The sequence below is a fragment of the Candidatus Tisiphia endosymbiont of Empis tessellata genome, assembly GCF_964031035.1.
Classification (GTDB): Bacteria; Pseudomonadota; Alphaproteobacteria; order Rickettsiales; family Rickettsiaceae; genus Tisiphia.
Window position 1 is genome coordinate 421,993 of sequence record NZ_OZ034997.1, and the last position, 21,366, is coordinate 443,358.

Genomic DNA, 21,366 nt, shown 5'->3' on the forward strand with positions numbered 1-21,366 from the left:
GCTAATTACATAATTTCACATATTCCCGGTTTAGTTGTACTATATTCCAAAACCACAAAATAACTATAATAATAAAAATTGTTAGTAAATAAACTACTATTGAATCACATGTGGCAGTAGGCACTATAATAAATATAAAAGACTGGATAAAAGCTCCTAAGGACTTACCAAATTTAATACCAATAACCTCAACAGCAGCTTTACCTTTTGTTCGAAGTTCTAATGATAAAGGAATATATGCCATTTCCTTTGTTGAATCAAATAACGAATATTTAGTTGATTTACTTAAAATATTTTGTACTCCTCCGATAATTACAGCCACATAAATTGGATTAAAGTCTTTTATACCAAAACTTATATATTCTGAAAAAATAACAAAGATAAAAAACATTAAGCCAGTTATCAAAAGCATTAAGGGTGTTAATAATGCTGAAATTAACCAAGTAAATTTCCTAATCACATTACTACCAACTATCATAAAAGTAACGCTGGAAATTCCCATCCAAATATTAAACCTACCCATAAAATATATATAATCTAACATATTGGGATTAAGCTCCCTTACCTTAGCTTTCCACGGACCTTCCACTATATTAATTAGTAGTGCATAACAAATTATCAATAAAGCAATGCGTCCAATATATTTTGAGTTAATAACCAACCTTATACTATCCATAAGTGATAAGGAAGTTTTTGCCTGTATTTGAACTATTTGGAAATCAGCCTTTAGCACCTCGTCATTCAAAATAAGATAATTAATTAACCTAAATAACAGCATGGAAATTATACCAACAAACACTATTATAGAAATAACAGGTTGTAGCATTAGTTCTGATTTATATTGCAAATCTTCATTTATTATAACTTGAGCATCGACTACCCCTCGTACATTTGAGAAAGCTACTAATACATTGCCAGCTAAAATTAGACCAACATTACCTACCATTCCTAAAATTGGATAGAAACGTTTCGCTTTACTGGTATCAAAAATATTATTAGCAAATTGCCAAAACATTAGATTAATAATTACTGCACTCCATAATTCTGAACAGATATACATGAGAGCATAACTCCATTTACCCATTATCTTGATAAACCATCGAAAATTAGGATACAATGATACTAAATGTTCTACCTGCTCAGCATTTGGATGATAAAACTCCTGATTAGGGTAAATGATATAAGCAAATATCAGGAAAAAAAGCAAAAAACTCGAAATTACTATATAAAAAATATATTCAAAACGTACGTGATTACTAAGTTTTACATATATTATAGTAAATAATATAGAGGAAGGAAGAACAAACCAAAGTTTTAGGAAACTAATGACTTCTGCTCCTATTGATGGTATGACCAATCCGTCTTTAACGGATCTAAGTGTTCCAAAATTAAAAAGAATACACAGCATCATTAATGCCATAGGCAAAAAAAGTTTCAATTCCTCTCTTTCTATAGGCCAAATGATTTCCTGAATTTTAGTAAAAATACTTTTGAATGGTAACATTATTTTATACAAAAAATTACCTAAAGACTAACACTATTTAACATAGATAATGTAATGAAGCCGAACTAAACCTTTTAAAGCTCTATGTTAATAAAGTCAATGAAAATAAGCATATTTTTCTATTAACAAAATATTTATGTGACAAAATTATAGGACAACGAGACATAACTTGCCTTGTAGGAAAATTTTTAATATGTTACAAAAGATAAAGTAAAATGATAATAATTATGTCCATTAGGTCAATATTAGCCCTATATTTATTGTTTCTTTTTCCATTATATTTATATGTTAATGTAGCATATGCTAATATAGACGTAGAAATTGCTGAATCACATAAATGCTCAAGGATGTTTCCTTACTTTGAAAAGGTACATAAAATTCCTCCTAATACGTTACACTCGATAGCTTTAAAAGAATCGGGCAAAAAACATACTGAATATAAAATTAAAGTGGTTTGGCCTTGGACTGTCAATGTTGAAGGTAAAGGCTATTACTTTAATACTAAAAAAGAGGCAACATCATTTGTAAAAAAACAAATTATTCAAGGCAAAGAAAATATTGATGTAGGATGTATGCAAATCAACTTAAAACATCATTTAAATGCATTTAACTCTTTAAATCAAGCTTTTGATCCTAAGAAAAACGTCGCCTATGCTGCTAAATTCCTAAAAGCTAAATATGATCAGTTAGGTAGTTGGCACAAAGCAATTGCTCATTACCATTCAGCCACCCATGAGTTTGGCTCTAAATATAAACAAGATGTTATCAAAATTGCTAACAATATGGACTTGTATAAAAACTCTATTAACATGTATAGTGGATACAATTATTATAATAATACACCTCCTCTGCCAACAAACATGCTTTTGAGGAATAAACAGAGAGCTTCATTTGAAAGTAATATTAGGAAATATAAGAGTAATATTATGGTAGTATTACCAAGAGCTAGCTAGAGGTAACAATTATATTTGATCGTGAGAAGTTAAAATCTAATCGTGACAAAGTGGTGGATAATATCGCTGAGTGTTCGTTTTTTAAATATGCAGCATTCGATATTATTGAACGTCTAAATATTATTGATAAAGAATTTCCTGATATTTTAGATTTAGAATGTCGTACTGGTATACTAACTAAACTATTAGTGCAGAACTATAACTATGCTATAATTGTAGCGGCTAGTGCATCAAATGTTATGTTACAATCGTTTGACCACACTCCCAAATTACTAGTTGATGAAGAAAACTTACCATTTAAAGCAGCTAGTTTTGACCTAATAACTTTTTCCTTGGGTCTACACTGGATCAATGATGTACAAAATTTTCTGTTACAGATAAAACGTATTTTAAAACCAAATGGCCTATTTATTGGTAATTTTATCGGCGGTAACAGCCTAAAAGAACTACGAATGAAATTCATTGAAGCTGAAATAGCATTAAGTCGCCCTCACTTTCAACATGTTTCCCCTTTTATCCATTTTGATCACGTAACACCTTTACTAGGACAGGCAGGATTCACAGAAATTATCGTTGATTATGAAAATATTCAACTGAGCTATAAAAGCCCTTTAGATTTCATTAGAGAATTAAAGAATATTGGAGAATCCGGAGCGTTATTAAAAAACTCTCATAACATAATATCGAAGCAAATGCTTTCTATTCTAAGCAATGATACTAACACTTTTACCGAACAAATTAATATAATTAGCTTCATTGCTTCTCCGAGTAAAAATAGTATAAAAATAACCAGTATTTAAAATAGTAGGAAAAAATAAGCATTTATAGCTTGCTCTTACTTTCTCCTTACATTATTATAATAATCATAGCTAATATACATAATATGGTATCTTATGAAAGCACAGTGCTCAACAGTTACAAGTAAGGGACAAGTTACTATCCCATCATATATTAGAAACAAGCTACACTTATCTTCTGGCAGTAAATTAGAGTTCATTATACAAGATGGCTCTTTTATAGTAGTGCCAATTAATAAGCCAGTTAAAAATTTAAAAGGAATACTTCCCAAACCGAAAACACTATTAAGTATCGAAGATATGAATGAATCCATTAAGAGTGGATATGATCGGAATTGATACTAATGTTTTAATTCGTTATTTGATTCAAGATGACGAAGTACAGAGTAGCAAAGCTACAAAATTAATTGAGCAATATTCAGGTATTAGTGCTTCTATATTTATTAATAACATAGTAGTTTGTGAAATAATTTGGGTTTTAGGACGAGGTTATAAATATTCAAAAAACCAAATAATAAATGTACTAAAAGAAATATTTGCTACTATAGAATTCCGGTTTGAGGATCACAAAACTTTATCGCTAACTGTTAGAGAATATGAGAACTGTAATACAGATTTTGCTGATATTTTAATAGGTAAACTAAATGAACTAAATGGTTGTAGTACTAGTTTCACTTTTGACCATAAAGCATCAACTCTGCCAATATTTACTACAATAAAATAATCAAAAAATAATTGAATTAAATTCAAATTAGCTATTAGTGTTCGTATATTTATGGTTTATAATGCCATTAATTATTATAAGTAAGGGAAAATATATGCAAGAATTTGATTTAATAGTAATTGGTAGTGGTCCAGCTGGTTATACAGGAGCAATAAGAGCAGCTCAGTTAGGTATGAAGGTTGCCTGTATAGAGAAAAGGGTGACGCTTGGTGGTACTTGCCTAAATGTTGGCTGTATTCCTTCCAAGGTATTGCTAAATTTCTCTGAGAAATATCATGAAGTATTGAACCATTGTGCCGATATTGGCATTATGACCTCAGCCAAACTTGATTTACAAAAAATGATGACTAAAAAAAGTCAGATAGTATCAGACTTATGCAAAGGCATAGAAAGCTTGTTTGCAAAAAATAAAATCACTAAATTTACAGGAAGTGCCAAATTTATTTCAGCCAATCTTGTGGAAATTACTAACGGTACATCAATTGAACAGATATCGGCTAAAAATATTTTAATTGCTACTGGCTCTGATATTATTGAAATGCCCAATATTGTTGTTGATGAGGAATATATAGTTTCATCAACGGGAGCTTTGAGTCTTGCTAAAGTCCCAGAAACTATGGTAGTGATTGGTGGTGGTTATATCGGTTTAGAGCTTGGTTCGGTATGGAATAGGCTTGGTTCTAAAGTAACGGTTATTGAATATGCTGGAAGTATTGTGCCAGCTTTAGATAAAGAGATTATCGGTCAATTTACCAAAATCCTGCAAAAGCAATCTATTGAATTGCGATTAAATACTAAGGTGCTGTCTGCTGAGAAAAAAGCAGGAAAAGTTGTTTTGAATATACAACAAACAGCCGATAACTCAGTGCAACAAATAACTACTGATATAGTGTTATTGGCTGTTGGTAGAAAAGCCCATACAACAGATTTAGATTTAGATAAATTAGCTATTAAAACAGACAAACAAAATAGAATTACGGTAAATAGCCAGTTTCAAACAATAATTCCGAATATTTATGCTGTCGGTGATGTAATTGCTGGTCCTATGCTTGCTCATAAAGCAGAAGAGGAAGCTGTTGCTGCCGTCGAAATTATGGCGGGGCTAGCTGGTCATGTTAATTATAATCTTATTCCAAGTGTCATCTACACTTATCCAGAAGTGGCAAGTGTTGGTTTAACAGAAGAACAATTGAAAGAAGCTAAGATTGATTACAAAGTTGGTAAATTTCCATTTTTGGCAAATAGTCGAGCGAGAAGCACAGGTTCTACTGATGGGATGGTGAAGATATTAGCTGATAGCGTAACGGATAAAGTACTTGGAGCACATATTATAGGTTCTTGCGCTGGTACTATGATTGCAGAGCTTGTAGCATTTATGGAATTTGGGGCTTCTTCAGAAGATATAGCAAGAACTTGCCACGCCCACCCTACCCTAAGTGAAGCTATAAAAGAGGCGGCTCTAGCTGTGGATAAGAGGGCTATTAATTTTTAGGAAGCTGTTTAAATAGTAATTAGTTTTATACAACAAAGCCCATTAATTTTTTGATTTCAGTCAGAGTTCTAGTAGCGATAACTCTAGCTTTATCTGCTCCGTTATGTAGTGTGCTTACTAAATAATCTTGGTTTTTCATTAACTCTGCATATTTGGTATTAATGGGAGTTAGAGTTGTGATGATAATATCAGCTAGATCATCCTTAAATTTAGCAAAACCGGTATTTTGGTATTGATTAACTATTGTGTCAACATTACTACCAGATAAACTGCAATAAATGTTAATTAAATTGCTGATTTCTGGTCTATTCTGAGGATCATAACTAATCTCAGCTAAATGATCGGTTTTAGCTTTTTTAATTTTTTTGTAAATTTGATCTTGGCTGTCATTTAAATTAATACGAGATAAATCAGATGGATCAGATTTACTCATTTTTTTACGACCATCTTTTAAACTCATTATTCTTGATGAACCTTGAATTAATGGTTCAGGTAATTTTAGAACTTCTTGATTGAATTTTCTGTTGATAATAGCCGCAATATCTCTAGTAAGTTCTAAATGCTGTTTTTGATCATCGCCGACAGGCACTATATCAGCATTATATAATAATATATCAGCTGCCATCAATACTGGGTAAGACAACAATCCTAAACCAGCACTCTCTTGGTCTTTCCCAGCTTTGTCTTTAAACTGAGTCATCCGTTTAAGCCAACCAAGCGGAGTAACGCAATTTAATATCCAAGCAAGTTCAGTATGCTCCTTCACCATACTTTGGGCAAATATAGTGGTTTTCTCCGGCACAAGCCCTGTTGCTATATATATAGCAACAGTTTGCAATATAGAAGAATTTAGCTCTATAGGTGAACGATCTATAGTAATAGCATGCAAATCGGCTAAAAAGAACAAGCAGTTATACTCATCTTGGAGCTTAGACCAATTAACAATTGCCCCGAGATAGTTTCCTAAATGCAGAGTCCCGGTCACTTGACATCCGGATAGAGATGTTTTTTTCATTTAATTTCCCCGAATAATTACTAATTATATCTATATGTAGACGTAATTTTATGCTATTGTACCCATTAATTATTAACAACTAAGATTAACCAACTATGTTTTGGCGTTTAAGAGTATTAACATTTTATGCATTACTTGCTATATTTACCATTACATTCTTCCTTATATGTTACATACCTGTAACATATTTTAATGTCAACTATTATATACGTTACAGGATTGGAGTTATTTTCTCCTATGTATTTATTTGGCTGGCTAGAATCTTTTGTGGTTTAAAATACCAAGTTTCTGGTCTAGATAAATTGCCTTCATTTCCTTCTATAGTATTGTCTAATCACCAATCATGCTGGGAACAAATATTTGTACAATTAATTATACCTGAACATTCTTGGGTATTAAAAAAAGAGTTATTTAATATCCCATTATTCGGTTGGGGATTGGAAATGGTTAAGCCAATTGCCGTAGATCGTAATGCCAATATTTCAGTTGGTCAAATTTTAAGAGAAGGACAAGAAAAGATAAAAAGTGGTTTATGGTTGGTTATTTTCCCTGAATCTACTAGATTCAAACCAGAACAAAATGCTAAATTTAAACCCAGTGCAGCAAAATTAGCCTCACTAGCAAAAGTATCTATAGTGATGATGGCTCACAATGCAGGGGTATACTGGCCAAAGGGTTTTTGGATTAAGAAACCAGGGGTAATCCAAGTAAAGATTATTGATGTTATCCCGATAGAGGAAATAGAACAATCTGATGTTCGAGAATTGACAAGTAAGATAGAACAGGTAATCAATACTGAAAAGCAAGTATTATTTGAACAAGCTGGTATACTCAAATGATTTAAAGAATTGGATTTGAAAATGAGGGGCAAGCAAGCAGAAGAATATACTTCCGAAGGAACAGGGATGACACCCACAACTGTTGAAAGTTAAAAAACCGTCATTGCGAGGAGACCGTAGGTCGACGAGAAGCAATCCATATGACAAGCTTCATAGATTGCCACGCTCACGTACGTTCGCTCGCAATGACGCATAGGCGGGAATCTAAAAACACAAAAACACCTTAGACTTAAAGGTTTTTGAAATCCCAGCTTTCGCTGGGATGACATAATGGCGGTAACATCACCCCTAAGAACATTTTTCATTACAGCAATTCTGATTAAGCAACATGTTCAAGATCAACAACACCTGCTAAAGTTACATTAGGGTGAAGTTCATCTAAAACAAATTGACTTGCCTCACTCCACTCATTTGGAGGGAATTGCTCAGGAACATAACGTGTATTAAATTTTTTAAACCAAGTTGCAGTTTGTTTACCACATTTTCCATCAACTTCAATACCATAACCATGGTATTTTAACTGTGTTTGAACATGAGAGACTTTTTGACCTTCATCATCTTTTCGTATTAATATCTGTTCTGCTTGTTCTTTCGTAGTAGGTATAAATTTACCAAAGCCAGCATCTGCAAGTTGTTTCCAAGGGAAGAATTTTCCGGGTGCTACATGCCTTTCAGCAACTTCACCAAGCCCTACAAGATTCTCCTCAAGATTCAAGTTTGGATATCTAACTGTAATATCTTCAAGTAATTTTATTGCTTTATTTATTTGAGATTCTGTAAAAGCACTTTCTGCATCATTAATAAACATGATGCCTATACCAAAGTCATTAACCTTTTCTTGTCCTTTCCAACTACTCTTACCAGCATAAAAGGCTTTTGATTCTAAGTCATTATGGTATTGGTATTGCTGTTCTTGTTTGTTGTTTGGTTCTTTATCTATTATGTAATGTACGCTTGTTCCATTATATTGCAAAGTGTCTATTGCAGAATTTAATGTATTACCAACGGAATAGGTTAGTACTACACAACTTGGCTCTACACCCAGTTCTCTAGGTGCAAAAAATTTACTATCATTAGTAGTGCTAACACCCTTATTTTTACTCATTACAACCTCCATTAAATAATTTTAACCTAATTATATTTACGCTGAACAATAATATACAGCCAAATTGTTTAGTGTAGAATCACTAGATTGTTATATCTAGATATAACAATCTAGTACTTAATATTTGTAGCATTGTATTTTTATTGAGTCAATACCTTAATCAGTTAAAATACTTACGCTCCTTAGTTACAACTTCATCTTCATTAGAGGAGGCTGTTTTGTTATTTTGCCATTTCTTTGCAGATTCGCGTTTATTACCATTATTATCGCTGTTATCTTTATAAGACTCAGATTTTTGATTACTTGTAACGTCCTGAGTAACTTTAGCATCAATATTTTTTATGGTTAATTTTGCTTTGCCTTTATTGTCAAAACCAATAAGTTTAACTTTTACTATATCTCCATGTTTTAAAACACTAGATACAGATTCGATACGTTCTTTTGAAATCTCACTAATATGTATGAATCCATCACGATTACCTAAATAATTGATAAACGCTCCAGAGTCTAATATTTTAACAACAGTTCCATTGAATATGCCGCCTATTTCAGGATCAAAAGCAATTGACTTAATTTTTTCGATAGCCATATCTAGCTTCTCTTTGCCTATAGCCGAAACAATTACATTGCCATCGTCGCTTATGTCAATTTTAGCCGATGTCATATCACAAATTTCGCGTATTACTTTGCCACCCGGTCCTATGACGTCTCTAATTTTATCTTTATCAATTTTAAAACTTTGAATACAAGGTGCATACTGGCTAATATGGTTATTGGTTTTATTAATAGTCTTATCCATTTCTTGTAAAATATGAACAAGACCAAGCTTTGCTTGAACTAAAACATGCTTCATTATTTCAAACGTTACTCCAGATATTTTTATATCCATTTGTAATGCGGTTATGCCGTGTGTGCCACCAGCTACTTTAAAATCCATATCTCCAAGATGATCTTCATCCCCCATAATATCGGATAATACTACAAACTTATCACCTTCTTTTATCAAACCCATAGCAATACCTGCTATAGGAGTTGTGATGGGTACTCCAGCATCCATTAGAGCCATTGAACTACCACAAATAGTAGCCATAGATGATGAACCATTACAAGAGGTAATTTCTGACACTACTCTAATAGAATAAGGGAATTGTTCTTTAGTTGGCAGCATGCGGTTAATGGCTCTCCATGCTAGTTTGCCATGACCTATCTCTCTGCGACCAGGAGCTCTTACTGGGGTTGCTTCGCCTACTGAATAAGGAGGGAAAATATAGTTAAGCATAAAACGCTCTTTATATTCCCCGTCTAAACTATCAACAATTTGTTCATCTTGACCAGTACCTAGTGTTGTAACTACTAAACTTTGTGTTTCTCCTCTAGTAAACAAGCTTGAACCATGTGTTTTTGGCAACAAAGCCACTTCACAAGCTATGTTTCTTATATCTTCCGGTTTTCTACCATCGATACGAATATTACTCTTTAATACGTTTTGCCGTAATATTTCTGATTCTACTTCTTTAAGAGCGAACTCAATCTGAGCATTAGTAAGATTATTATTAGCAATATCTTCGGCAAAATGTCGCTTAATTATATCAGAAACATGCTTTACCGCTAAGACCCTTTCTTGTTTTGATTTGATAGAAAAAGCATGCTGAATATCTTCTGATGCGATGCTTCTAATTTGTTCCTTTAAGCTAGTAGGGAATAAATCGGTAAGCTGTAATTTAGGTTTCCCAGCAATATTTACTAAGTCATTAATCAATTCAATTACAGGCTGTAATGCCTTGTGACCAAACTCAATAGCTTCCAACATTTTTTCTTCGGACAATAGATCAGCTTCAGACTCAACCATCATAACTGACGTCTTAGTGCCTGCCACTACTAAGTCTAATTTACTATCCTTTAATTGACTAAATGAAGAGTTTAATATGAATTGATCATTTATCAAACCAACTCTGCTAGCTGCTACTATATCTTGATAGGGTGCATTAGACAAAGCCAATGCAGCCGATGCTCCAATAATTGCTAATATATCCGTATTACATTCAGGATCGTATGAAAGAACAGTACAAATTACTTGTGTTTCATTAAGAAAGGCTGGGTGGAATAATGGTCTAATCGGTCTATCGATCAAGCGTGAGACTAATACTTCTTTTGCTGACCCTTTACCTTCTCTTTTAAAAAATCCTCCAGGTATTTTACCAGCAGCAAATGCCATTTCTTTGTAGTGTACAGTAAGAGGAAAGAATCCTATCCCTTCTTTTACTTCTTTGCTACTCACGGCAGTACATAATAAAACACTTCCTCCCATTTTTACCATAACTGCTCCATCAGCTTGACGAGCAATTTTACCAGTAGTTAATTCTAGTCGTTTCCCACCTAATTCTATCGTTTTTGTTATTTCTTCAAACATTCTTATTCCTTATTTAATGAACAAAAAACCCGGCTAAAATTTTGATTTTTTAACCGGGCTTTATTTTACTTTCTTATTCCTAGTTTATTAATCAACGACAAATATCTGCTTAGACTTTGCTTCTTGATATAATCCAACAATCGACGCCTACGACCAACTAACATCAATAATCCTCTTCTCGAAGAATAATCTTTGTGATTAGTTTTAAAATGCCCTGTTAAGTTATTGATTCTTTCAGTTAGAATTGCACATTGCACTTCACTAGAACCAGTATCGTTTTCTTTAGTAGCATATTCTGTAATTAATTGCTGCTTACGCTGTGCTGTAATCGACATCATTAATCTCCACGTTTATTTTTATTAGGTTAAATACTCGGAAAGAATTAAAGCAATTTTCACTCAAGCTACCAATTGCTAAGAGAGAGTCATGATACCGAATCCAAATTAATTCAATATTTTCAGGATAATCAAAATAGCATTTCTGACCATGAATGATTTTCTTAGCTTGGTCAGTAGTAGCATCAAGCACCAGGATGTCGTCCAGTACTGCTTCAATCTTTATAGCTTTTTCTGCAAGAAACTGTTTCATTTCTTGCTTTTGTATATCAAGTTCTGTTAATTTAATAGCATTGCATGCTGCAAATATTCCAACTTTAGTACGCTGTAATTCTACCACAAATCCTAAACTTTGCAAGGATAAAGTAATATCTTCTGCTAGAGTCCTTACATAAGTCCCTTTAGAGCATTCAACCTTATAGGTAGCTTGATTATTTTGGTGATTGAAATTAAGACATTCTAAATTATATATTTCAATATTTCGAGGAGTTAATTCTACTACCAAATCTTCTCGTGCTAACTTATAAGATCTAATACCGTTAACTTTTATAGCAGAAAAGGCAGGAGGACGTTGTTTTATTATACCTATGAATTTTTTACATATATTATGGCAATCAATTGAAGTAGGAATATTATCAGTAACCTTTATTATTTTTCCTGAAGCATCTGCTGTATCAGTTTGCCTACCAAACTGTACCGTAAAAATGTAAGTTTTCTTTGCATCTACTAGAACTCGTACTAGTTTTGTTGCTTCACCAATTGCCAAAGGTAATACACCTTCAGCTTCAACATCCAAAGTCCCACAATGACCAACTTTAGCCCCTAAAAGGTTTTTCTTAATGATAGAAACAAGCTTTGCTGAGCTTATGCCTTTAGGTTTATAAATATTAAGCCAGCAATTATTAAGGTAAAACGTCATTTGTTCGGTTATTTACGAATATTGTTAGCATAAGAGTAGTTTAAATCTTAGCATAATCCTATCCTATGAAAAAAACACTGTTTTTCTTACAAAAAAGCACTTTGTATATCAAAATATATATTGTATATATAGAATGTTATGATAAAATAGAAATGATAGGCTAACTATATATTAAACGTAAACTTAAAGATATTTGCAATATGTATCTTTGTTTTTTTTATTAGCAAAGCTTTTGGTAGCTTATCATATGAGGTTTATCATTTTCCTAAGGATAAGAAGCTTAGAATTAAGTTGGAATTTACTTCTCCTAATTCAAATCAAACATAATTATATATTCCTCATCAAGTTTGGGGACATGATTTGTCTAATCAAATAAAAAATATTCATGTAGAAAATGGGGTTTTTATAAAAAATGCTAATAAAATAACGCATAAACCCAATCAAAAGATTATTGTATGGTATGATATATTGAATACTCAAGAAAAACTTGGATCAAGCTATTATACTTACATAATCGACCAGGGATTTTATTTTTTATATAAGTTTGCCTTAAAGTATAGATGTAGATATTAAATTTGCTAGTCATAATGATGTATTTACTAATTTTGGCAATATTGCTGCTAATAAAATACAAAAGCTTAATCTTACTGCAGATAACTTAATTTCAAAGGGATTTGCTATATCTGGAAACCATAGTATCTTACAAAATGTAAATTATAAGGGTAACAACATAATATTTTTTAGTATAGATACCAAATCACAGGAAAGCTTAACAAAACTTTTGTATGAAATAATAAATGCTCAAGAGAAATTCTTTGAAACAAAGAATAATGATAATTTGTTTGTATTCATAAATAACCATAGAAAACATAATAGTTTCTATGGTACTTTAATTGGCGGTAATACTGTTCTGTATCTATTACCTGAGAAGTTTAATGTAAATGATTTTAATATTAAGCACCTACTGGCACATGAAAATTTGCATAAGTGGATAGGCAATACTCTGATAAAGGAAAAAGAGGAAACACTATATAAGTGGTTTACAGAAGGATTTACACAGTATTTTACTGACAAGATTAATTTAACTAATGGAATTGTAATATTTGAAGAATATTTAGGGAAATATAACAAGATTTTACAAAAATATTATACCTCTCCTTACTTATTATTTGATAATGAAACTATATCAAAATTATATTGGGATAATGCTCTAGCTAGCGAGTTACCATATGACAGAGGCTATATAATAGCATCTGTACTAGATATAAAAATACAAAATCTAACTAATACTCAGTTTAGTTTAGATAATCTTATAAAAACAATAGTAGCAAATCATATTCATAATAAAAAAGAGAAATTCACTACCACAATTATGATGCAATATATTAACAATATTACCAAAAATAACTTGAAACGTACAGTTAATAAATTTGTAAAATATGGTAATTTTGATTTAAGTAATTTCTTAAATAACTCAAAATTACATTATAAAAAAATTGCCATAAATGATTATGGGTTTGATATTACAAATTTTCAGAAGATAGTTAGCAACTTAAAAAAGGATAGTACAGCATATAAAGCTGGGCTACGTAATAATGATAAATTCAAGAAAATTCATATTTCACAAGAAAATCAAGAAGCTGTAGCGGAAATAACCATTGAACTAATTAATGGAAGATTAATAAAATATTATGCTAAAAAGAAATTAATAAAAATTCCTGAATATACCAGTATTTATAAGTAGACAGGATTATCAAAAGCTAAAAAACAGAAACTTGATTTTAATGAATTATTATTGAGCAGTACAAAATTTGATCAACTAGAAATCAAGAGAGTGAGGGAAAAGACTTGAGTGATAAGATATCTTCTAGTACAGGGCATTTAAACATTGCAGCTTATCTAGCCATATTATATAATAATTATCTTAAAAATTGTTTCGGTATTTATGAACAAATGGATCTATTATTTTGGTACTAACGGTGGGGAAGGCAATGCTCAAATGAAAAACATACTCGGTAGTAAAGGATCTGGTCTTGCTGAAATGTCTAACTTAAATTTACCTATTCCCGATGGTTTTACTATTACTACAGAACTTTGTAATTATTTTTACAAAAATAATTACAATTTGCCTGAAAATTTTAATAAGGACTTAGCGGTAGCTGTTAAAAATTTAGAAAATACTACTGGTAAAATTTTTGGGGATCATAAAAATCCACTACTACTATCCGTCCGTTCAGGTTCAAGAGCCTCTATGCCCGGCATGATGGATACTATACTTAATCTTGGGTATAATGATCAAGTTTGCGATGTGCTATCCAGTACTGGAAATGAAATTTTTGCTCTTGACAGCTACCGAAGATTCTTAGAAATGTACGGATCAACAGCATTATCCGTTTCAAACGGATTATTTAAGAATGCATTTGAAATGCATAAGAGCAAATGTAATATTTATCAAGAGAATGAAATTACTGGGGATTTCCTAAGAATAATAGTTGAAGAGTTTAAAAAGATAATCTTTAATCATTGTGGTGAATCGTTTTTTGATCCATATACACAACTAGAAGAATCAATAAAAGCCGTATTAAAATCTTGGACAAGTGATAGAGCAATAACTTATAGAAAGCTACATAATATACCTAATGATTGGGGTACAGCGATTAATGTACAGTCAATGGTTTTTGGTAATCAAAACAATAATTCTGCAACAGGAGTAGTATTTTCACGTTGCCCTGCAACTGGTGAAAATAAGCTTTTTGGTGAATATCTAGTAAACGCCCAAGGTGAAGATGTAGTGTCAGGGACAAGAACCCCAAGCCCTATTATGTCAAACGATCATATTAACGATCATATTCCTGATTGCTCAATGCAAACAGTTATGCCACAAATATTTGATCAATTACAGAAAATTTGTAAGAAGTTAGAACTACATTACTTGGATATACAAGATATAGAATTCACCGTGGAAAACGGTAAGTTCTATGTCTTGCAAACACGTACTGCTAAAAGAACAGCTTTAGCCAGTATTAAAATTGCCACGGATATGGTACAAGAAGGACTGATTACTAAACAACAAGCAATAATGCGTGTAGATCCGGAATCTCTAACTCAGCTTTTGCACACGGCTATTGATTATAGCAATACTCTAAGCCCCCTTGCTAAAGGGTTGCCAGCATCTCCGGGGGCTGCTACTGGCATGGTAGTTTTTTCTCCTTATGATGCCGAAAAAATGTCGCATCATCATAAGGTAATTTTGGTACGCCATGATACTAGCCCTGAAGATATAAGTGGTATGTATGTTTCAGCTGGTATTCTGACAGCCAGAGGTGGGATGACCTCACATGCTGCGGTAGTTGCTAGAGGGCTAGGAAAACCCTGTGTTTGCGGGGCAAATGATGTGGTAATAGATGAAAAAAAACAGATATTTAAAATAGGTAACACTATCATCAATTATGGTGACTTAATAACCATAGATGGTGGAACGGGAAAAATTTTTTTAGGGGAAGTACCATTGCTTCAGCCTACTTTTACCAAGGAGTTTCAAACAATTCTAGATTGGGCAGATGAGTTTGCTACTTTGCAAGTTAGGGCTAATGCGGAAACTGTTTTAGATGCAGGTGTGTCCATAAAATTTGGAGCGAGTGGAATAGGGTTATGTAGAACAGAACATATGTTTTTTGATCCTGATAAAATACCATTAGTACGAGAAATGATCATTGCTCCTGATATAGAGAGAAGGACACATGCAATAAGTAAATTATTACCCTTACAAATTCAAGATTTTAAAGCATTATTTAAAATTATACAGGGTAAAGCTATAAATATCAGATTGCTTGACCCGCCTTTACATGAATTTCTACCAACAACAGAGGATGATAAAAGAAACTTAGCAAATGTGATGAATCTACCGTTAGCTGTTGTTGAACAACGTTTGCACGCACTATATGAAGTGAATCCTATGCTTGGACATAGAGGATGTCGCCTTGGTATTTCTTATCCTGAAATTTATCAAATGCAAATAATGGCAATTCTTACTGCTATCAGAGAATTGCAAATTGAAGAGAATATAAATACTATTTTAGAATTAATGATTCCTTTAATTAGTGATGTTAACGAACTAAAAATATTAAAGACCCATATACAAGATGTTATTACTAACATGGAAGATACTAACAAACGCAAGTTTGATTTCACTCTTGGTACTATGATCGAACTACCAAGAGCTGCTTTAAAAGCTGGCGAAATTGCCGAAGAAGTAGATTATTTTAGCTTTGGTACCAATGATTTAACGCAAACAACTTATGGCATTTCTCGAGATGATGTAGCATCATTTTTCCCGGATTATTTGGAGAAAAAAATCTTTGCATTTGATCCTTTTAGTAAATTAGATGAAGAAGGGGTAGGGGAGTTAATAGAAATTGCTATAAAACGTGGGATAAAAAACAATCCTACATTAAAATTTGGTGTATGTGGAGAGCATGCTGGTAATCCTGATTCTATAGAGTTTTTTCATAAAATTGGTTTGCATTATGTATCCTGTTCACCATACCGCATTCCTATAGCCAGGATTGCCGCAGCTCAAGCGGAAATAAAGAAATGTGGATAAAAATATCCCGGTAAATCTATATTAATTATTATTTCTTTACCAAATATTTTCTTCGGTAAGATTATTCTTTTGGCATGTAATAACATTTCCTTGGATAAAGCCATGGCTTCTTGAGTACCATATTTTGTGTCACCTATTATGGGACAACCCAACATTTTCGCATGAAATCGAAGTTGATGCATTCTGCCAGTAAGAGGAGTGAACTCAACTAGAGTCAAACCATTATTTAAGTTTCTCAGTAATTTATAGCGAGTTACGGCTAATTTGCCATGTTCCTCATCATTTTGTACAGTTTCATACCCCCCTTTTTTCCCTATCATACCACTAATTTCTCCTTCATGTTGCGGAAGGTTACCTAAAACTATAGCAATATAGGTTTTCTGAATATTCTTTTCCTTAAAGGCTTCCACTAATTTTATACTACTCGCATAATTTTTAGCGATTAGTAATATACCTGAAGTATCTTTATCTAACCTATGTACTAGTTTTAAATCTGCCCCTTGGCTATTTAAATATTGTAGTGCATAATCTATAGATAGGCTTATTTTACTACCACCTTGGGTTGCAAGACCTACTGGCTTATTAATTGCTACAAACCACTCATCCTGATAAACTAGGTAATCCTTCATTAACTTACCGGCTAGTATAACTGCAGAACTAGAAAAAATCTTATCAGAAGCTTTTTTAGGTTCTAAATTTAAACTATCCTCTATAAAAATTTGATCACCGGTATTTATTCGTAAATTTGCCGCTACCTTACAAGAATTAACCATTATCTGTTTAAACCTTAAGGCACGCTCAACCATCCCTTGGGTAAGGCTAGGATATAATTTCTTCAAGTAACGATCCAACCTACAAGGTAGTTCTATATCTACATTTAATATTGCCATAATGAGAACATTAATACGCTATTTAATCAGGGAGATTTAGGTAACTGGCTTAATACCCTACTATTTAATAACCTTTTATTTATTAGCTTTACGAACATAATTGAGGCGTATGGTTAAACGAGTACACTCCCTTCTCCTTAGTTTAAATCAAGAAAAATTTCAGGATGTTTTTGTACTATTCTTAATAAAGATATAGCTGAACCACGGGGTTTACGTCTTCCTTGTTCCCATTCCTGTAATGTTCTTAAATTAATGCACATTAATTCTGAAAATTCTTTTTGTGAATAACATAATTGTTTCCTAATGTTTATTATCTCATTATTACTTTTTATTGTCTTTATTGTACCTTTTCCTTTTTTTATATCTTTGATAGCTGATAAAAGTTCTGCTCCTATATCCTTTTTTTTGCTTTCATAATTCTAATTCTTCCTTAATTTTTCTTAAAATACCAATTGATATGTTTTCAGTTTCATTTTTTGCATAAATGGTTAATAACCATATTTGCTCTTCTTCCATTTTATAATAATAAATAATCCTAACCCCACTTCGTTTACCACTATCTTTAGCAGACCATCGTATCTTTTCTAAGCCCTCCACTTCTAGGTATCAAATCGCCTGCTTTTGGATGTAGAGATAATTCCCATTGAAATTCAGCATATTAATCATCAGTAAAATAGGACCTTAATAACTTACTAAATAAAGGAGATTCAATATATACTCGGTGAACTTCAAGAATTGGCGTTGTCGTGTCTAAAGATCTCCGCTGCTCACGTACTAATGTACGCTCCGCTGCTCGACTTTGACACTCCTAGCTCTTCTTGAAGTTGACCTTCGTCTACCAACTCTTCATTTACGAGCAGTATATTCCATCACTATATAATACGTCATTGCCGTATAAAGTCAATTATTTTATTAGCAAATGCTAGGTTAAACCCCAAGTTATTAGCAGAAGCAGAATTATGCAATAGGTCTATGCACTCTTTAACAAGAAATACCCCCATAATATACATGATAATAGTATAATAGCAAAAACCTGATGCACTAAGGCCATTAATATAGGTACTGAATATAAAATGATAATTATGCCAGCTAATATTTGTAATATCAATACACCAACAATATAATAAGCAACTTTGTTTAATTTAGGATGCTTGATTTTTATTAGACTCAACACTAATAAACCAACACTAATACAAACAATATATGCTCCAATTCTATGGATAAACTGAACAAAAACAGCATCACTTAAACTATCTCTACTCAGTAGTTTAAAAGCTATTTCTTGAGGTATAAAACTATTCCCCATTAACGGAAAGCTATTATATACAAGCCCTGCATCAAGACCTGCAACTAGACCACCTAAAAAAATCTGTATATAAACTATAATAATAGTTAATATACAAAAGAATCTTGCTAAATTTAAATTTATTGTCCGTTCAACTAGTAGAATATCAAAACTATTTTTCATCAGCTGATAGAACAGTAAATTATAGATAATAACTGCAATAACCAAATGACAAGCTAAACGGAAATGACTGACATATGGCTGCAAAATTAGACCACTTTTCACCATATACCAGCCCATAAATCCTTGGACTGCAAATAATAACGATATCGCCAAATATACAGGCAGTAACCTTGTATCAATCCGTCCACGTACAAAAAAATACAGTAATGGTACTAGATACAACAAACCTGCTACTCTGCCAGCAAAACGGTGAATAAATTCAAGCCAAAAAATAAATTTAAACTCTGAAAGAGTCATATTAGTATTTTTTTGCTTATATTCGACAGATTGTTGATATTTAGCAAACTCATCCTGCCAATCAGCATTACCCAGCGGGGGAACGACACCTGAAACCGGTTTCCATTCAATAATTGATAAACCAGCATCAGTAAGCCTAGTGAGACCTCCTAAAAAAATCATAAATATTACTATGCAGCAGCATACCGCCAACCAACGCTTTACTAATATGTGTGACATTAGACCCGCTACCTTTAATACCAATTCCCGAAATTAATTTCTTCTAGTAATTTGTAAGTCAATCCGGTTCTCAAATCCTCACGTACGTCTTTGTACGCTGCGGTTTTGTGCTCCCTGTCTCCTTCAAATTCCTCAGAATAAATTAATTTCGGAAATTGGTATAGTATCTATAATATAAAATATAACAAATTTTTATCGTCCACTAATACTATTTTTCATTATGAACCTCATGTATGATATTTTTTACCTAAATATTCTATCAATAACAGCACCAACATCTAATTCTTCCATTTTTCCAGTCCTACGATCTTTTAGTTCAGCCACATTATTTTCAGCTTTTTTAGGACCAATGATTATTTGGTATGGTGATCCTATAAGATCATGCGTGGCAAATTTGCTACCAGCTCGTTCACTAGTATCGTCGTATAACACTTCTATATTATTTGCTGTTAGTTTATCATATATGGTTCTGGATAATCTATTACAGTAATTATCATTTATGTTCAAATTTAATATTGATACCATAAAAGGAGCAATATTTGTAGGCCATATAATCCCTTTATCATCGTGACTTGATTCGATTATGGCGGCTAAAAGTCTTGAAATACCAATACCGTAAGAACTCATTTCCACTGGCACAAGATTACCATTATTACTATTTACTAAAGCATTCATGGCTTCAGCATATTTTGTGGCAATATAAAAAATATGCCCAACTTCAATACCCTTACTACTGGCAAGGTCATGTTCTGATAATAGGCATTTATCAGGATCATGTTTTTCTTCTGCTGCCGCATATAAGGCTTGTAATTTTTCAATATCTAAACTTTCCTGGTCTGTTAAAGATAGAAATTTTTTATCATAAAAAATTGTATTCTCACCATTATCAGCAAGAATATGAAACTCGTGGCTTAAATTGCCACCAATTGGACCATTATCAGCAAGTACTGGGATTACAGTTAAACCCATATCACGAAATGTTTGCATATAGGCTAGATACATCTGATTATAGGTTTTTACAGCACTTATTTGATCTATATCAAAAGTATATGCATCTTTCATTAAGAATTCTCTACCACGCATAACCCCAAAGCGAGGTCTAATTTCATCCCTAAATTTCCATTGAATATGATATAAGTTTTTTGGCAAATCCTTATAGGACTGAATATTATTTCTAAAAATATCAGTCACCATGTCTTCATTAGTAGGCCCAAACAATAACGTATTATCATGGCGATCTTGGAATTTTAGCATTTCTTTGCCATAATTCTCAAATCTTCCAGATTCCATCCATAAAGATGCTGGTTGAATACAAGGCATTAATATTTCAATAGCCCCTACCTTGTTCATATTAAGTCGAACGATATTTTCAACATTTTTAAGGGCTTTTAAGCCTATCGGCAACCAGCTATAAATCCCAGCAGATTGCTGTCTTATCATACCGCTTCTAAGCATCAACCGATGAGAAACCACTTGTGCCTCCACTGGTTCTTCCTTCAGCACAGGTAAAAAATATTTTGATAGTAACATGAATAGACTCAAATGAATTAAAGAGTTGGTATATCCGAATATATACGCAATATATCATAAAAATTAACTACACTAATAGATATATGCAAATTATTTGAAAAATTGTTAGCTATATAACTAACCCGAATGAGTTCTGAATAATTTCTTCGTCATTGCGAGGAGCCACTTTAGTGGCGACGAAGCAATCCATTTTTGGTTACTTTTATGGATTGCTTCGTTCGGGCTTCACGCCTCCTCGCAATGACATTTAGGAACTTATCAATATC

The 21,366-nt window shown here is 32.5% G+C and carries 19 protein-coding genes; 8 read left to right on the top strand and 11 right to left on the bottom strand.

Features of this window, described 5'->3' with window-relative positions:
- Position 1: 1 nt before the first annotated feature.
- On the bottom strand, positions 2-1,504 hold the full coding sequence (locus AAHM86_RS02135) for an Npt1/Npt2 family nucleotide transporter (protein ID WP_342268128.1): 1,503 nt from the start codon (positions 1,502-1,504) through the stop codon (positions 2-4).
- Between the two features lie 215 nt (positions 1,505-1,719).
- On the opposite strand from AAHM86_RS02135, the gene AAHM86_RS02140 reads away from it, so the two are divergent.
- The 5 genes from AAHM86_RS02140 (at position 1,720) to lpdA (ending at position 5,470) form a co-directional block, all read left to right on the top strand.
- Complete coding sequence (locus tag AAHM86_RS02140) at positions 1,720-2,457, top strand: lytic transglycosylase domain-containing protein (protein ID WP_342268129.1); 738 nt, start codon at positions 1,720-1,722, stop codon at positions 2,455-2,457.
- 62 nt (positions 2,458-2,519) lie between these two features.
- On the top strand, positions 2,520-3,257 hold the full coding sequence (locus AAHM86_RS02145) for a methyltransferase domain-containing protein (RefSeq protein WP_342268354.1): 738 nt from the start codon (positions 2,520-2,522) through the stop codon (positions 3,255-3,257).
- A 93-nt stretch (positions 3,258-3,350) separates the two neighbouring features.
- Positions 3,351-3,593, top strand: coding sequence for an AbrB/MazE/SpoVT family DNA-binding domain-containing protein (locus tag AAHM86_RS02150; protein WP_342268130.1), 243 nt, complete (start codon positions 3,351-3,353; stop codon positions 3,591-3,593).
- Positions 3,580-3,978 (top strand): type II toxin-antitoxin system VapC family toxin, encoded by a 399-nt coding sequence (locus tag AAHM86_RS02155; protein WP_342268131.1) that lies wholly within the window; start codon positions 3,580-3,582, stop codon positions 3,976-3,978. Before AAHM86_RS02150 ends, AAHM86_RS02155 begins: the two co-directional genes overlap by 14 nt.
- Positions 3,979-4,072: 94 nt before the next feature.
- Positions 4,073-5,470 carry a dihydrolipoyl dehydrogenase gene (gene lpdA / locus AAHM86_RS02160; RefSeq protein WP_342268355.1) on the top strand — a complete coding sequence of 466 codons (1,398 nt, stop codon included), beginning with the start codon at positions 4,073-4,075 and terminating at the stop codon, positions 5,468-5,470.
- A 25-nt stretch (positions 5,471-5,495) separates the two neighbouring features.
- Here lpdA and trpS read toward each other — a convergent pair whose 3' ends face one another.
- Complete coding sequence (gene trpS / locus AAHM86_RS02165; RefSeq protein ID WP_342268132.1) at positions 5,496-6,485, bottom strand: tryptophan--tRNA ligase; 990 nt, start codon at positions 6,483-6,485, stop codon at positions 5,496-5,498.
- 95 nt (positions 6,486-6,580) lie between these two features.
- Here trpS and AAHM86_RS02170 point away from each other — a divergent pair, with 95 nt between their 5' ends.
- The gene (locus AAHM86_RS02170) at positions 6,581-7,324 is read left to right on the top strand and encodes a lysophospholipid acyltransferase family protein (protein ID WP_342268133.1); all 744 of its coding nucleotides are present in this window, start codon (positions 6,581-6,583) and stop codon (positions 7,322-7,324) included.
- 319 nt (positions 7,325-7,643) lie between these two features.
- Here AAHM86_RS02170 and AAHM86_RS02175 read toward each other — a convergent pair whose 3' ends face one another.
- The 4 genes from AAHM86_RS02175 to truB all read right to left on the bottom strand — a co-directional run bounded on the left by AAHM86_RS02175 (position 7,644) and on the right by truB (position 12,093).
- Entirely contained in the window at positions 7,644-8,429 is a 786-nt protein-coding gene (locus AAHM86_RS02175) for an N-acetylmuramoyl-L-alanine amidase (RefSeq protein ID WP_342268134.1), read from the bottom strand.
- A gap of 160 nt (positions 8,430-8,589) precedes the next feature.
- The gene (gene pnp, locus AAHM86_RS02180) at positions 8,590-10,839 is read right to left on the bottom strand and encodes a polyribonucleotide nucleotidyltransferase (protein ID WP_342268135.1); all 2,250 of its coding nucleotides are present in this window, start codon (positions 10,837-10,839) and stop codon (positions 8,590-8,592) included.
- 65 nt (positions 10,840-10,904) lie between these two features.
- A complete protein-coding gene (gene rpsO, locus AAHM86_RS02185; RefSeq protein WP_341747982.1) occupies positions 10,905-11,174 on the bottom strand; it encodes a 30S ribosomal protein S15 in 270 nt (89 codons plus the stop codon).
- Positions 11,152-12,093, bottom strand: coding sequence for a tRNA pseudouridine(55) synthase TruB (truB, locus tag AAHM86_RS02190; RefSeq protein WP_342268136.1), 942 nt, complete (start codon positions 12,091-12,093; stop codon positions 11,152-11,154). The genes rpsO and truB overlap by 23 nt, the downstream gene beginning before the upstream one ends.
- A gap of 781 nt (positions 12,094-12,874) precedes the next feature.
- Here truB and AAHM86_RS02195 point away from each other — a divergent pair.
- Both AAHM86_RS02195 and ppdK read left to right on the top strand, forming a co-directional pair.
- The gene (locus AAHM86_RS02195; RefSeq protein WP_342268137.1) at positions 12,875-13,837 is read left to right on the top strand and encodes a hypothetical protein; all 963 of its coding nucleotides are present in this window, start codon (positions 12,875-12,877) and stop codon (positions 13,835-13,837) included.
- A 201-nt stretch (positions 13,838-14,038) separates the two neighbouring features.
- Positions 14,039-16,696: a pyruvate, phosphate dikinase gene (gene ppdK, locus AAHM86_RS02200; RefSeq protein WP_342268138.1), complete on the top strand. Its 2,658-nt coding sequence runs from the start codon at positions 14,039-14,041 to the stop codon at positions 16,694-16,696.
- Here ppdK and AAHM86_RS02205 read toward each other — a convergent pair.
- The 5 genes from AAHM86_RS02205 to proS form a co-directional block, all read right to left on the bottom strand.
- Positions 16,669-17,586 carry an RluA family pseudouridine synthase gene (locus AAHM86_RS02205; protein ID WP_342268139.1) on the bottom strand — a complete coding sequence of 306 codons (918 nt, stop codon included), beginning with the start codon at positions 17,584-17,586 and terminating at the stop codon, positions 16,669-16,671. The genes ppdK and AAHM86_RS02205 overlap by 28 nt on opposite strands.
- 137 nt (positions 17,587-17,723) lie before the next feature.
- Complete coding sequence (locus tag AAHM86_RS02210; RefSeq protein WP_342268356.1) at positions 17,724-17,981, bottom strand: helix-turn-helix domain-containing protein; 258 nt, start codon at positions 17,979-17,981, stop codon at positions 17,724-17,726.
- Positions 17,982-17,997: 16 nt separating this feature from the next.
- The gene (locus AAHM86_RS02215; RefSeq protein WP_342268140.1) at positions 17,998-18,183 is read right to left on the bottom strand and encodes a hypothetical protein; all 186 of its coding nucleotides are present in this window, start codon (positions 18,181-18,183) and stop codon (positions 17,998-18,000) included.
- Positions 18,184-18,556: 373 nt separating this feature from the next.
- On the bottom strand, positions 18,557-19,570 hold the full coding sequence (locus tag AAHM86_RS02220; RefSeq protein WP_342268141.1) for a COX15/CtaA family protein: 1,014 nt from the start codon (positions 19,568-19,570) through the stop codon (positions 18,557-18,559).
- 243 nt (positions 19,571-19,813) lie between these two features.
- Positions 19,814-21,100, bottom strand: a complete 1,287-nt coding sequence (gene proS, locus AAHM86_RS02230; RefSeq protein ID WP_342268142.1) for a proline--tRNA ligase — start codon at positions 21,098-21,100, stop codon at positions 19,814-19,816.
- Positions 21,101-21,366 lie beyond the last annotated feature (266 nt).

Bases quoted from the DNA above. Each gene is read 5' to 3' on its own strand.
- AAHM86_RS02135 (WP_342268128.1), bottom strand. From the start codon at position 1,504: ATGTTACCATTCAAAAGTATTTTTACTAAAATTCAGGAAATCATTTGG.
- AAHM86_RS02140 (WP_342268129.1), top strand. From the start codon at position 1,720: ATGATAATAATTATGTCCATTAGGTCAATATTAGCCCTATATTTATTG.
- AAHM86_RS02150 (WP_342268130.1), top strand. From the start codon at position 3,351: ATGAAAGCACAGTGCTCAACAGTTACAAGTAAGGGACAAGTTACTATC.
- AAHM86_RS02155 (WP_342268131.1), top strand. From the start codon at position 3,580: ATGATCGGAATTGATACTAATGTTTTAATTCGTTATTTGATTCAAGAT.
- lpdA (WP_342268355.1), top strand. From the start codon at position 4,073: ATGCAAGAATTTGATTTAATAGTAATTGGTAGTGGTCCAGCTGGTTAT.
- trpS (WP_342268132.1), bottom strand. From the start codon at position 6,485: ATGAAAAAAACATCTCTATCCGGATGTCAAGTGACCGGGACTCTGCAT.
- AAHM86_RS02170 (WP_342268133.1), top strand. From the start codon at position 6,581: ATGTTTTGGCGTTTAAGAGTATTAACATTTTATGCATTACTTGCTATA.
- AAHM86_RS02175 (WP_342268134.1), bottom strand. From the start codon at position 8,429: ATGAGTAAAAATAAGGGTGTTAGCACTACTAATGATAGTAAATTTTTT.
- pnp (WP_342268135.1), bottom strand. From the start codon at position 10,839: ATGTTTGAAGAAATAACAAAAACGATAGAATTAGGTGGGAAACGACTA.
- rpsO (WP_341747982.1), bottom strand. From the start codon at position 11,174: ATGTCGATTACAGCACAGCGTAAGCAGCAATTAATTACAGAATATGCT.
- truB (WP_342268136.1), bottom strand. From the start codon at position 12,093: ATGACGTTTTACCTTAATAATTGCTGGCTTAATATTTATAAACCTAAA.
- ppdK (WP_342268138.1), top strand. From the start codon at position 14,039: ATGAACAAATGGATCTATTATTTTGGTACTAACGGTGGGGAAGGCAAT.
- AAHM86_RS02205 (WP_342268139.1), bottom strand. From the start codon at position 17,586: ATGGCAATATTAAATGTAGATATAGAACTACCTTGTAGGTTGGATCGT.
- AAHM86_RS02220 (WP_342268141.1), bottom strand. From the start codon at position 19,570: ATGTCACACATATTAGTAAAGCGTTGGTTGGCGGTATGCTGCTGCATA.
- proS (WP_342268142.1), bottom strand. From the start codon at position 21,100: ATGTTACTATCAAAATATTTTTTACCTGTGCTGAAGGAAGAACCAGTG.